Source organism: Streptomyces sp. NPDC107522 (assembly GCF_055657525.1).
The window spans coordinates 547,756-560,839 of record NZ_JBVKAU010000001.1; the positions used below are offsets into that span (position 1 = coordinate 547,756).

Genomic DNA, 13,084 nt, shown 5'->3' on the forward strand with positions numbered 1-13,084 from the left:
TCGTCTGCTCTGCCGAGTCTTGCACCGCCCACTGACAACCGCTGCCGGAACGCTGCCGAGGGCTGAACCGCCCTCCGCTCCCGCGCGCCGCCGTGCGCCGAGGAGGGCGACGGGAGACCATCGGGGCGGCCGGAGGCCCTCGGGCGCGGCGTTGATCCCGCGTTGATCGAACGTTTTTCGCCCCCCGGCACGATATCGGCCATGCACATCGAAACGATCAAGCTCGCCGTCCCGGACTGGCAGGCCCAGGCACTGTGCGCACAGACCGGAGCGGACTTCTTCTTCCCCGAGCCAGGGAGCTCGGTGCGGGAGGCGAAGCGCATCTGCGGCATGTGCGAGATGCGCTCCGCCTGTCTCGAGTACGCCCTGAACAACGACGAGCGCTTCGGCGTCTGGGGCGGTCTCTCGGAGAAGGAGAGACTGGAACTCAGGCGTACGTCACCCTGAAGCGCCATGTCCCGGCGGCTACCCGCACGTCCTGCCCCGTGACCGTGAGCTCCTGGTCGTTCGCCGAGACCGAGCGCACCGTGCCGAACCGGCACGGGTAGACGAACCGCACGCCCTGCGGCGCCCGGGTGATGTCGACCGTCACCGTCCGCTCCGCCGGATCGTGGGCGAGCCGGTAGCCGAAGGGCTCCCCGAAGAGCGTGGGCGCCGCGTCCACGACGACCGGTTCAGGTCCGGGCACCCAGTGCGGCCGCACCCCCGGCGCGATGTACAGATGCGGGTCACGGTCCTCGTCGGCCTCGAAGAAGAGAATGTCGCGGAGCAGCAGCAGATACTCGGCGGCCGCCCAGCCGTGCGGAATGTCGCCCATGTACCAACGGCTGTAGGGCACTTCACGGAAGTCCGAGGCCACCGGGAACGCATGCTGCTCGTTCCAGGCGCCCAGCGCCACCGGCCGCCCCGCCACCGCCGGGAAGCCCGCCGCGACCGTCCAGCCGAGCAGCGCGTCCATGCGCTCCGGGTCACCCGCGAGCAGATACGCGTGCGCCAACTGCATGGTCAGATACGGCCCGTACGCGTTCCAGGCCGCCTCGTGCCGGAAACCGCCGGTGACGAAGTGGGCGTACATCGTGTCGAGCGTGTAGCGCGCCGCTCGGTCGATGTCGTCGCCCAGCTTGCTGCCCATGTGCAGGCGCAGCGGATGGAAGTAGGCGGCCGTGCCGATCATCGTCGAGTCCAGGCGCCCCACGTCACCCGGACCGGCGGGGATGTACGTCTCCCACGCCCCGCGCCGCCGCTGCTCGTCCAGCACCCAGCGGATCGAGTCGCCGGTCGCCCGCTTCACGTCGTCGAAGGTGCCCCACAGTTCACCGACCTCCGGCGCCCCGATCCGCTCGGCCAGGCGCGCGGCCTCGTACAGCCCGGCCAGTGCCCACAGGTCGTCCCAGTAGTGCGGCTTGTCGCGCTCGCCGAGGTGCTCGGCGCTCCAGCCGCTGTGCAGCAGGCCGAACCCGTCGCGGTTGTCGCGGATCCAGCGTGCCGCGTCGCGCACGTACGGGACGTACAGCCGGGCGCCGAAGGCCGAACGCGGGCCGCTCGTACGGTCGTGGCGGCCGATCGCCCACAGCGCCTGACCGTTGCTGTCCCACTCGCGGTCGTCCTTCTCGTGCGGTCCGCCGTAGAAGCCGTACTCGGCGCACGGCCCGATCCGTCCCGTGCCGCGGTTGAACCTCAGCGGGTAGTGGGTGCCCAACTGCCGTTCCGCCAGGGCCCAGTCGCCGACGAGCGAGCATGCCGTCGCCTCCACGGACGAGTCGCGGATCCAGAAGGAGTCGTAGACCGTGGGGCCCGGGTGGATCTCGCCGTGGTCGGAGAGGATCAGCAGCTGCGCGCGCGCCTGCCGGAACAGGTCGGTCAGATGCGTCACCGGGCGCGGCAGTCCCGGCTGCAGGCCCTGCCCGAGGAGCTTCGCCGTCCAGAAGTCCCGGTTGGCCGCCTCCAGTTCGGCGCTCGGTGTACCCCTGAGCTCCGCCAGATCGGCCGGCCCGCTGAACAGGTCGACGGGCAGCCGTACGTCGATCTCGAAGACCTCGTCGTCCACCACCCGGAACGGCCAGGCGAACACCGCGCTGCACAATCCGGCCACCTGGTCCTGCGCCTGCAGCGCGCCGTTCGGCTTGCCGCCGGTCACCAGGTCGTGGAACGGGCTGTGGGTGAGGTAGGAGTCCGGGTCGGACGAGAACTCGGTGTTGCCGTAGACGCCGTACTGATCGGGCGGCGTGTCGAAGACCGGACCCCAGCCCGCGTTCGTCTCCACCCGTTGCTCGTCCGGCAGATACCGCAGGAACGTCAGCCGCCGGTCGGTGCTGTGCCGCCCGCCCCGGTCGTGCCGCTCGAACCCGCTCGGCCCGGCCGGCAGGACGGCCGCGCACAGCAGCCCCTCGCGCACCTCACCGGTCGGGCTGCCCACGGTGACGCGGCTGACGACCAGGTCGCGCTGATCGGGCCCGACGGTCGTGGCGAACGTGCGCTGCACGAACTCCACGTCCTCCGGAGTGCGGAAGGTGGTGAGGACGACCGGCAGATGCGGCGCCTCCATCCGCTGCTCCAGCCGTCCACCGTCCGGGAGCTGCGGCAGGCGTAAGGTGCCCGTCGCCGGGTCGTGCAGGAAGAAGGACAGGCAGTACTTGTCGTAGACCGGCTCGATCTCGCCCGCCTGCCCGATCAGGGACTCCTGACGGTGGTCCTTCACCCCGACCATGTGCCAGTAGCGGTACAGGGCGTTCGAGGCGAGGGCCGCCTCCTTGGAGTCGTAGGTGCCGGAGTCGAAGTCGTCGCTCCAGCGCCGGAAGGCCTGCTGCGCCCACCAGGGCACGGGATACGGGATCCGGTCCCGCCCTGCCCAGGCGCGCCACATGACCTCGTAGAACATCCACTCATGGGTCTGGGCCATGGTGTTTCACCCCCTGTGGGCACCGTTGCACCGCAGGGGGTGGTCGTAAATCGCTACGACAGTACGGAGGGTCAGCCTCCGGCCCGAGCCGCCATCCGGGCCTTGCGGGCCGCCAGCTTCTCGTCGAACTTCGAGGCCTCCGCGTTCAGCCCGCCCAGGAAGAGGCCCAGCTCCTCCTGCGCCTGGAGGCCCTCGGGGCCGAGGCCGTCGATCTCCAGGACCCTCAGGTGGCGCAGGACGGGCTGGAGGACGTCGTCGTGGTGGATACGGAGGTTGTAGACCTCGCCGATCGCCATCTGGGCCGCCGCACGCTCGAAGCCGGGGATGCCGTGGCCGGGCATGCGGAAGTTGACGACGACGTCACGCACCGCCTGCATGGTGAGGTCGGGGGCGAGCTCGAACGCGGCCTTCAGCAGGTTGCGGTAGAAGACCATGTGCAGGTTCTCGTCGGTCGCGATGCGCGCCAGCATGCGGTCGCAGACCGGGTCGCCGGACTGGTGGCCGGTGTTGCGGTGCGAGATGCGGGTCGCGAGCTCCTGGAACGCGACATAGGCGACCGAGTGCAGCATCGAGTGCCGGTTGTCCGACTCGAAGCCCTCGCTCATGTGGGACATGCGGAACTGCTCCAGCTTGTCCGGGTCCACCGCGCGCGAGGTGAGCAGGTAGTCGCGCATCACGATGCCGTGCCGGCCCTCCTCCGCGGTCCAGCGGTGCACCCAGGTGCCCCAGGCGCCGTCACGGCCGAACAGCGAGGCGATCTCGTGGTGGTAGCTGGGGAGGTTGTCCTCCGTGAGCAGGTTCACCACGAGTGCGATGCGGCCGATCTCGGTGACCTTGGACTGCTCCTTGTCCCAGGCCTCGCCGTCCTCGAAGAGGCCGGGGAAGTTGCGGCCGTCGGTCCACGGCACGTACTCGTGCGGCATCCAGTCCTTGGCGACCTTCAGATGCCGGTTGAGTTCCTGCTCGACCACTTCCTCCAGCGCGTACAGCAGTCGGGCGTCGGTCCAGGCGGAGGACGGGCTGCCGAGGTGAGGGGAAGTGATCGTCACGGGAACTCCAGGGGGACGCACAACACAGACAAGTGACCGGCGAGCGGCTGCCGGAACTTACGGGATCGTAGGCTACGAATCCGTAGGTTACGAAGCCGTAGGTTAAGAGCGATGTAAAGACTGCTGATCAGCAGCCCTCCCACCGGGAGTTTGCAGACATGTGAAAAGCCCCGCGACCCGCAGGTCCCGGGGCTGGAAGAGTGTTCCGCTCAGGCCGTCAGGCGTACAGCTCCCGCATCCGCACCGAGAGACATGTCACACATCCTTCGAGCTTCTCGAACTCGCTGATGTCGACCAGAACGGGCTCGTGGCCGAGGTCGGCGAGCAACTCCGCCGTCTTCGGCGCGCTCGCGGCCATGAGCAGCTTGTCGCCGCCGAGCAGCACCACATGCGCCCCGGACTCCTCCGGCACCGGCAGGAAGCGGGGGAACAGCGACGGGGCGTCCAGCTGGGGGATACGGCCCAGAATCGTGCCGTCGGGCAGCGCCGTGATCGCCGACTTCAGGTGCAGCACCTTGCTGACCGGTACGGCGACGACACGCGCCCCGAGCGGTTCGAAGGCGGCCCGCAGCTGCTGGACGCCGGCCGCGTTGGTACGGCCGCCGCGGCCGACGTAGATCGTGTCGCCGACCTTCAGGACGTCACCGCCGTCCAGCGTGCCCGGCTCCCAGATCCAGTTCACGGAGCAGCCGAGCGAGGCCACCGCCTCCTCGACGCCGATGGTCTCCTCGCGCCGGGACTCGGCGCCGGGCCGGGTGATCAGCGCGACGTTCCGGTACATGACGACCGTGTCCTCGACGAACACGGAGTCGGGGCAGTCGTCGGCAGGGTCCACCTCGATCGTCTCCCAGCCGTGCGTACGCAGCGCCTCGACGTACGCCTCCCACTGCTCGACCGCGCGATCGACGTCGACCTTCTCCCGCTCGATGTGCGTCACCAGGCCTTCGGCGAGGCGCGGGCTGGGGCGGCGGACGAGGGCCTTCTTGCTGGGCACGACGGGATCTCCGGATCGGTGGCAGGGTTCGGTGCCCATGATGCACGGGGCACCGAACCGCCATCATGCAGGGCCTACCCGCCCGTACAAAACCCTCGGGCTCAGGCTGTGGCCCTCCTGAGATGCTCGGCGGTGAAGGAGTCGCGGGCTTGGAGGAGCTGTCGTGGAGGCCCTTCGAAGATCACCCGGCCGCCGTCCCGGCCCCCGTCCGGCCCCAGGTCGATGATCCAGTCGGCGTGCGCGACCACGTCCAGGTTGTGCTCGACGACCACGACCGTGTTGCCCGCGTCGACCAGCCGGTCCAGCAGCCCGAGCAGCCCGTCGACGTCCGACATGTGCAGGCCGGTCGTCGGCTCGTCGAGCACGTACACCGCACCCGTACGGTGCAGCCGCGTAGCGAGCTTGATGCGCTGCCGCTCACCGCCGGAGAGCGTGGACAGGGGCTGGCCGAGGGTCAGGTAGGTCAGGCCGACGTCCCGGAGGGCGCGCAGCCGCCGCCGTACGGGCGCGTCCTCGAAGAACTCCAGCGCCTGGTCCGCAGTCATCTCCAGGACGTCCGCGATGGAGCTCCCGTCGACGGTCAGGTCCAGCACCTCGTCCTTGAAGCGCCGCCCCTCGCAGTCCTGGCAGGTCGTGGTCACCGGATCCATGAAGGCGAGGTCGGTGTAGATGATCCCGCGCCCCTCGCACGTCCCGCACGCCCCGGAGGAGTTGAAGCTGAACAGCCCCGGCTCGCTGCCCGTCTCGCGGGCGAAGATCTTCCGCACCGTGTCCATGATCCCGACGTATGTCGCCGGGGTGGACCGCGCCGAGACGCCGATGGACGACTGATCCACGACCACGGTGTCGGCATGGGTGTCCGTGAACTCCGCGACCAGCGTGCTCTTTCCCGATCCCGCGACGCCGGTCACGACCGTCAGCACGCCGGTCGGGAACGCCACCGTCACGTCCCTGAGGTTGTGGCGGTCGGCGCCCTTCACCCACAGCGCGCCGGTCGGCTGCCGGACGTCCTCCTTGAGCGCCGTACGGCGGCCCAGGCACCGCCCGGTCACCGTGCCCGACCCGGCCAGCTCACCCGGCGTTCCCTCGAACACGACCCGCCCGCCGTCCGCGCCGGCTCCCGGCCCCATGTCGACGACATGATCGGCGAGCGCGATGACATCCGGGTCGTGCTCGACGACCAGCACGGTGTTCCCCTTGTCGCGCAGCCGCAGCAGCAGCTCGCCGAGGCGGCCGACGTCGCGCGGATGCAGGCCGACGCTGGGTTCGTCGAAGATGTACGTCATGCCGGTCAGGCTGGAGCCCAGGTGGCGCACCGTCTTCAGGCGCTGCCCCTCGCCGCCGGAGAGCGTGGACGTCTCACGGCCGAGGCTGAGGTAGCCGAGGCCGATGGTGTCGATGCGTTCGAGGGCGGCGACGGCGGCGCGGGCGATCGGTCCGGCGACCGGGTCGTCGATGTCCTTCAGTACGGCGATGAGGTCGGTGACCTGCATACGGGCGCAGTCGGCGATGTTCAGGCCGTTGATGCGCGTCGCGAGCGCCGCCGCGTTGAGGCGCGCCCCGTCGCAGACCGGGCAGGTGCCCTCCGCCAGGAACTCCCGCACCAGGTCACGGGTCTTCTGGCTCATCGCCGACAGGTCCCGCTTCAGGTACAGCCGCTCGAAGCGGGTGGCGAGGCCCTCGTAGTCGGTGGTCCAGGTGCCGCCGCTGCCGTTCACGGTGACCTTGCTGCCGGGGCGGCCGTACATCAGGAACTCCCGCTCGGCGGCCGTGAAGCGCCCGACGGGCTTGTGCGGGTCGAGTTCGGAACTGTTGGTGTACGCCTGCCCCTGCCAGGTGCCCGCGGCGAACGGCGGGAAGCGGACCGCCCCGTCGGCCAGCGACCGGTCCGGGTCGAGGATGCGGTCCCAGTCGGGCCGGACCGTCCGGCCGAGGCCGTCGCACTCGGGGCACATGCCCGAGGGGTCGTTGAACGAGTACGCGGTCGCGGGGCCGGCGCTCGGGGTGCCGTGCCGGGAGAACAGCACCCGGATCACCGAGTGGATGTCGGTCATCGTGCCGACCGTGGACCGTGAATGGCCCCCGATCGGCCGCTGGTCGACGACGATCGCGGGGGAGAGGTCCTGAAGCTCCTCCGCGTGCGGGCGCTCGTACTTGGGCAGCCGGTTGCGCACGAACCACGTGAAGGTCTCGTTCAGCTGGCGCTGCGACTCCACCGCGATCGTGTCGAAGACGACCGACGACTTCCCCGATCCCGAAACGCCGGTGAACACGGTCAGCCGGCCTTTCGGGATGCGGAGGGTGACGTCCTTGAGGTTGTTCTCCCTGGCTCCGGTGATGGTGATGAACTCGGGCGTGAAATCGGCCATGCCCTCGAAGCTAGGCCGGATACCCGACAGCTTCTGGCGTGATTTCCTTCAGTTCTCCGTCCTCCACCATCAACCAGCGCGTGATGCCGATCGACTCCAGGAACGGCAGGTCGTGACTGGCCACGATCAGCGCCCCCTCGTACGACTCCAGGGCCGTGGTGAGCTGCCGAACGCTCGCCATGTCCAGGTTGTTCGTCGGCTCGTCCAGCATCAGCAGCTGCGGCGCGGGCTCGGCCAGCATCAGCGCGGCCAGCGCCGCACGGAAGCGTTCGCCGCCGGAGAGCGTCGCCGCCTTCTGGTCGGCACGGGCGCCCCGGAACAGGAAGCGCGCGAGCCGCGCCCGGATCCGGTTGTTGGTGGCACCCGGCGCGAACCGGGCCACGTTCTCGGCGACCGACAGCTCGCCGTCGAGGACGTCCAGCCGCTGCGGCAGGAACCGCAGCGGCACGTGCGCCGTCGCCTCGCCCGCCACCGGCGCCAGCTCGCCGGCGATGGTCCGCAGCAGCGTCGTCTTGCCCGCGCCGTTGCGCCCGATCAGCGCGATCCGCTCCGGACCGTGCAGATCGAAGCCACCGGCCACCCGAGCGCCGTACACCAGCTCCAGGTCCCGCAGCGTGAGCACGCTGCGGCCCGGCGGGACGGCCGTGTACGGCAGGTCGACGCGGATCTCGTCGTCGTCCCGTACGGCCTCCACCGCCTCGTCGAGCCGCTCCCTGGCCTCGGCGAGCTTCTCCTCGTGCATGATGCGGTGCTTGCCCGCGGACTCCTGCGCCGCCCGCTTGCGCGCACCCATGACGATCTTCGGCTCACGCTTCTGGTCCCACATCTTCTGGCCGTACCGCTTGCGCCGCGCCAACTTCACCTGCGCGTCGACCAGTTCGCGCTTCTGCTTCTTCAGGTCGGCCTCGGCGACCCGCACCATGCGCTCGGCCGCCTCCTGCTCGGTGGCGAGGGCCTCCTCGTACGCCGAGTAGGTGCCGCCGTACCAGGTGATCTCCCCGGAGCGCAGATCGGCGATCTGGTCGACGAGTTCGAGGAGTTCGCGGTCGTGGCTGACCACCACCATGACCCCCGGCCAGGACTCGACGGCCGCGTACAGCCGCCGGCGCGCGTACAGGTCGAGGTTGTTGGTGGGCTCGTCGAGCAGCAGGACGTCCGGGCGGCGCAGCAGCAGCGCGGCCAGGCGCAGCAGCACCGACTCGCCGCCCGACACCTCGCCGATCGTCCGGTCCAACTCGACGTGGCCGAGCCCCAGTTCGCCGAGGGTGGCGAGGGCGCGCTCCTCCACGTCCCAGTCGTCACCGACGGTCTCGAAGTGCTCCTCGGCCACGTCGCCCGCCTCGATGGCGTGCAGCGCGGCTCGCTGCGCGGCGATGCCGAGGGCCTCGTCGACCTTCAGGGCGGTGTCGAGGGTGACGCTCTGCGGGAGGTAGCCGACCTCACCGGCGACGCGTACGGCGCCGTCGGCCGGGGTGAGCTCACCTGCGATGAGCTTCAACAGGGTTGATTTTCCTGACCCGTTGACGCCGACGAGTCCGGTCCGGCCGGGGGCGAACGCGACGTCGAGGCCCTCGAAGACGGGGGTGCCGTCGGGCCAGGTGAAGGACAGGGACGTACAGCTGATGGAAGTAGACATGCGGGCCTCCGCGGTTGCTCGAAGCGAGTCAGGGGCAATCGCGTTTCGAGACACCGGCGACCAACGGGGAGGAGGCCTCGCGGGGCATGAGAAAAGCCCTGTTCCATGAGGACGGCTCGAACGCCGAGGTCGCACGCAGCGCACACACCTCAGGTGTGCGACGCGGTGTCTCAGGACCTCAGACGAGCAACGTCCTTCTCCAATCGACGGCAACAGGACCGCTGTACAACGTAGGAGGGCGACGAAAGGGTGTCAACGCAATTAACGGCGACCTCGCGTCCCTGAGCGCCGGTCGGCACATCCAGCCCGTCTGGGGCCTTTTGAGGGCCGACCGGGGGCCAGGGGGTGCGGGCCCCCGGCGGGGTGGAAGGGGCGAGCCCCTTCAAGGATGGGACGGGTAGGGGCGGCGGGGGCGAGAAAGCCGCGTCAGCAGGCGTCCCGCATCAGCTCCGCCAGGTCACGGTCCAGGTCGAGCTGGAGGTGCTCCAGGCCGAGGGGCACCAGCTCGCTCGTGGCCTGCAGGAAGCGCCGGACCTCGCCCGAACGGATGTGCACGACCGCCGTCCCCTCCGGGGCGTGGAACTCCAGGACCGTACGGTCGTACCCGTACGGCCGCACCCGGACGTCGCCGTGGCCCTCGGGACCCTCCAGGCCGGCGAGGAGCAGCTCGCGGCTGAAGGTCCAGCAGACCTCCACACCCTCCAGGGTGGCGGGCGCCGGGAAGGTCATGCGGACGGCGAAGGGGTCGCGCCGGTCGTAGTGAAGGGTCGCGGGAATGCTCGGCATCCGCGGCGCGGCGGCGACGAGACGGGCCTCAACGGGCTGCTCGATGACGGTGGACAACGCCTTGCTCCCTTGTGACGGCTGGACGGACATCCGGGCGGACGAGACCGGGCACTGGTAGAGACGACGGAATCAGCCAATCCGTGCACACGAAGGCCGAGTGACCTCTGTCACCGCCTTCATGCACGGGAGTGGGGCGTTCGCCCTTCTGTGCCTGGAAAGTCACCTGTGATCGTCTGTCATCGTCTGTCATCGCCTGTGGTCACCTGTGCCCTCCCGGGATCGTCGTGGCCATCTGGACGGCACCGCGGCAGTGGGCTAGCTTCGCCCGCCATGAGGCGTTCGGGGAGCACGCGACGGTCGGGGCGTATGTTTCGGACACTGGCCGCGGGGGCGGCGTGCGGGGCGGCACTGGCCGCGCTGACGGCCGTACCCGCGCAGGCGCACGAGCCGGAACGGCGGGCCCCGCACTGGGAACCGAAGGACAGCGGCACGCCCGAGGTGCGCTTCCGGGGCCTGGCGGCGGTCAGCCGGAACACGGCCTGGCTGGCCGGCACCCAGGGCACCGTCCTGCGCACCACCGACGGCGGCGCGACCTGGCGGAACGTCTCACCGCCCGGGGTCGGCGAGCTCCAGTTCCGGGACGTCGAGGCGTTCGACGCACGACGTGCCGTGGTGCTGGCCATCGGAGAGGGCGAGGCGTCCCGCGTGTACCGCACGGACGACGGCGGCGCCACCTGGACCGAGTCGTTCCGCAACACCGACGCGCGGGCCTTCTACGACTGCATGACCTTCTTCGACCGCCGCCACGGCCTGGCGATGAGCGACCCGGTCGACGGCAGGTTCCGCATCCTGTCGACCAGCGACGGCGGCCGCTCCTGGAAGGTGCTGCCGAGCGACGGGATGCCGGCCGCGCTGGAAGGCGAGGCAGGCTTCGCGGCGAGCGGGCAGTGCCTGGTCAGCTCCGGGCCGAAGGACGTCTGGCTGGCCACCGGCGGGGCGGCACGCGCGCGCGTGCTGCACTCCCGTGACCGGGGGCTGACCTGGACGGCCGCCGACACGCCGATCCCGGCGGGCGACCCGGCCCGCGGCGTCTTCGCCCTCGCCTTCCGCGACCGTACGCACGGTTTGGCGGTGGGCGGCGACTACCGCCCCGACCAGGCCTCCCCGCAGGCCGCCGCCCGCACCGGCGACGGGGGCGCAGGCTGGCAGCCCGCCGCCACTCCGGTGAACGCCTACCGCTCCGGCGTCGCCTGGCTCCCGCACAGCCGCACCGCCGCGCTCGCGGTCGGCCCCACCGGCACCGACCTGACGACCGACGGCGGCCGCACCTGGCGGACCGTCGACACGGGTTCGTACGACACCGTGGACTGCGCGCGCGACCTGGGCTGCTGGGCGGCGGGGGAGAAGGGCAGGGTCGCGCGGCTGGAGAACTGACCGCCGGAATGTGGGTACTCGGACGCCGACTGCGAGAGGAGTGACCCGACATGCCAGCCGGTTCGAGCTCGAAGCGGGAACGCCAGTACGAGCACATCAAGAAGAGCGCCCAGGACCGGGGCGAGAGCACCTCGCGCGCCAAGGAGATCGCGGCGCGAACGGTGAACAAGGAACGTGCCCGGTCCGGCGAGTCGAAGTCCGCCAGTCGCACGTCGACCCAGGACAAGTCCTCCGGCCAGCGCGGCGGCCAGCGGTCGGGCAAGGGCTCCCAGGGCCCCACCCGCGACCAGCTGTACGAGGAGGCCAAGAAGCGCAACATTCACGGCCGTTCGGACATGAACAAGAGCCAGCTCAAGCAGGCGCTGGGCAAGTGAGGCTCAGCCGGGCGTCTCGCGGTACCGCTGAAGCTCCGGAGCCGTCTTCGTGGCGGCGAACTCGGTGATGCGGTACGCGCAGACCCCGGCGCCGACGAACGGATCCGTCGCAGCGACCTCTTCGATCCGGGCCCGGTCCTCCGCGACGGCGAGGATCACACCGCCGTCGCGGGGGTTCTTGCGCCCCGACGCGAGAAAGAAGCCCTTCTCGTACTGCTCGTCGAGCCACGCCACATGCGCCTCCAGGACGGCGTCGACGGCATCGAGCGGGGCGGTGTAGGTCAGCTCCATCACGAACATGATCGCGAGCCTACCCCTGGCCCCGCGGCGGCGTGCCCCGGCCCCGTAGGCTCGGTCCCACCATGACGACCGTACGCATCCCCGCGGGCCGGCCCGCGACCGAGGACGAAGCCCGCGCCGTCCAGGACGAGTTGCGCGAGCGGGTGGTGCTCGACGAGCCCGGGCCGCCGCCGGGAACCGGACACGTGACCGGCGTCGACGTGGCGTACGACGACGAGCGCGACGTGGTCGCGGCCGCTGCGGTCGTCCTCGACGCGGCCACCTTGGACGTCGTCGCCGAGGCCACGGCAGTCGGGCAGGTCTCCTTCCCCTACGTCCCCGGCCTGCTCGCGTTCCGCGAGATCCCCACGGTCCTGGCCGCCCTCGAGCGCCTGCCCTGCCCACCCGGCCTCGTCGTCTGCGACGGCTACGGCCTCGCCCACCCCCGCCGCTTCGGCCTCGCCAGCCACCTGGGCGTCCTCACCGGGTTGCCCACGATCGGCGTCGCGAAGAACCCGTTCACCTTCACCTACGACGATCCGGCCGCCACGCGCGGGTCGTCCGCGCCGCTCCTGGCGGGCGACGAGGAGGTCGGCCGCGCCCTGCGCACCCGCGACGCCGTCAAGCCGGTCTTCGTCTCGGTGGGCCACCGGGTGACCCTCGACAACGCCTGCGCACACGCACTCGCGCTGACCCGCGAGTACCGCCTCCCGGAGACCACGCGCCGCGCGGACGCCTTGTGCCGCCGGGCGCTGAAGGAGGCGACCCGTCCGAGGCCGGAACTCGCCGCCCGGGCGGCGGCGGACCCCACCCGGACGTGGGGGCGGTCCCTGTTCGAGCGCCAGCCCCTGCCGGTGACCTGGGCGGGACGGGTGCTCGCGGCAGCGGCGGAGGGTGTGGGCCGGACTCCGGAGATCGACGCCGCGGTGGAACTGGCGGGCGACCGCGATCGGTGGAGCCGGGGCAGCGAGGTCTTCGGGCTGGTCCGCGGGCGCGGACTCGACGCCTGGGAGCACTCGACGGACCAGCAGCGGCTGCTGGTCCGACTTGCGGAGCTGGTCGGCAAAGTCGCCCACAACGAGGCAGGGCCCCCTCCCTTCTACGACCACCACGCCGGCTGGCAGATCGGCCCCCTCGCCGTCCGCATCGCCGCCTGCGCGCCCGATCCGGCCGTGCGGGAACGGATCGCGGAAGCGCTGGGAGACTGGCCGACGACCGACGAAGCCGACTGAGCGCGGCGCTGAGTACGCCGACTGGATACGGG

10 protein-coding genes and 1 pseudogene are annotated in these 13,084 nt (G+C 70.8%); 4 read left to right on the forward strand and 7 right to left on the reverse strand.

The genetic code is table 11. The features are described 5' to 3' along the window. Window positions 1–201: 201 nt before the first annotated feature. Window positions 202–447: a WhiB family transcriptional regulator gene (locus tag ACZ7L6_RS02365; RefSeq protein ID WP_471920062.1), complete on the forward strand. Its 246-nt coding sequence runs from the start codon at window positions 202–204 to the stop codon at window positions 445–447. Here ACZ7L6_RS02365 and ACZ7L6_RS02370 read toward each other — a convergent pair. From ACZ7L6_RS02370 to ssgD, 6 genes are all read right to left on the reverse strand, one after another. Beyond that, complete coding sequence (locus ACZ7L6_RS02370) at window positions 428–2,899, reverse strand: glucosidase family protein (RefSeq protein WP_471920063.1); 2,472 nt, start codon at window positions 2,897–2,899, stop codon at window positions 428–430. The genes ACZ7L6_RS02365 and ACZ7L6_RS02370 overlap by 20 nt on opposite strands. A 71-nt stretch (window positions 2,900–2,970) precedes the next feature. After that, window positions 2,971–3,948, reverse strand: a complete 978-nt coding sequence (locus ACZ7L6_RS02375; protein ID WP_471920064.1) for an acyl-ACP desaturase — start codon at window positions 3,946–3,948, stop codon at window positions 2,971–2,973. A gap of 217 nt (window positions 3,949–4,165) precedes the next feature. Continuing rightward, window positions 4,166–4,942, reverse strand: a complete 777-nt coding sequence (ddaH, locus tag ACZ7L6_RS02380) for a dimethylargininase (protein WP_433051404.1) — start codon at window positions 4,940–4,942, stop codon at window positions 4,166–4,168. Between the two features lie 101 nt (window positions 4,943–5,043). Beyond that, on the reverse strand, window positions 5,044–7,311 hold the full coding sequence (locus ACZ7L6_RS02385; RefSeq protein WP_471920065.1) for an ATP-binding cassette domain-containing protein: 2,268 nt from the start codon (window positions 7,309–7,311) through the stop codon (window positions 5,044–5,046). Between the two features lie 10 nt (window positions 7,312–7,321). Next, on the reverse strand, window positions 7,322–8,947 hold the full coding sequence (locus ACZ7L6_RS02390; protein ID WP_471920066.1) for an ABC-F family ATP-binding cassette domain-containing protein: 1,626 nt from the start codon (window positions 8,945–8,947) through the stop codon (window positions 7,322–7,324). A gap of 426 nt (window positions 8,948–9,373) precedes the next feature. Continuing rightward, a complete protein-coding gene (ssgD, locus tag ACZ7L6_RS02395; RefSeq protein WP_471920067.1) occupies window positions 9,374–9,790 on the reverse strand; it encodes a spore wall synthesis regulator SsgD in 417 nt (138 codons plus the stop codon). A 309-nt stretch (window positions 9,791–10,099) separates the two neighbouring features. On the opposite strand from ssgD, the gene ACZ7L6_RS02400 reads away from it, so the two are divergent. Both ACZ7L6_RS02400 and ACZ7L6_RS02405 read left to right on the forward strand, forming a co-directional pair. Continuing rightward, on the forward strand, window positions 10,100–11,167 hold the full coding sequence (locus tag ACZ7L6_RS02400; RefSeq protein WP_471920068.1) for a WD40/YVTN/BNR-like repeat-containing protein: 1,068 nt from the start codon (window positions 10,100–10,102) through the stop codon (window positions 11,165–11,167). A 50-nt stretch (window positions 11,168–11,217) separates the two neighbouring features. Then, on the forward strand, window positions 11,218–11,541 hold the full coding sequence (locus ACZ7L6_RS02405) for a plasmid stabilization protein (protein WP_398811277.1): 324 nt from the start codon (window positions 11,218–11,220) through the stop codon (window positions 11,539–11,541). Between the two features lie 3 nt (window positions 11,542–11,544). Here ACZ7L6_RS02405 and ACZ7L6_RS02410 read toward each other — a convergent pair whose 3' ends face one another. Beyond that, complete coding sequence (locus ACZ7L6_RS02410) at window positions 11,545–11,841, reverse strand: YciI family protein (protein ID WP_471920069.1); 297 nt, start codon at window positions 11,839–11,841, stop codon at window positions 11,545–11,547. A 62-nt stretch (window positions 11,842–11,903) separates the two neighbouring features. On the opposite strand from ACZ7L6_RS02410, the pseudogene ACZ7L6_RS02415 reads away from it, so the two are divergent. Further along, window positions 11,904–12,587 (forward strand): annotated as a pseudogene (locus tag ACZ7L6_RS02415) (endonuclease V); the annotation flags it as partial. Window positions 12,588–13,084 lie beyond the last annotated feature (497 nt).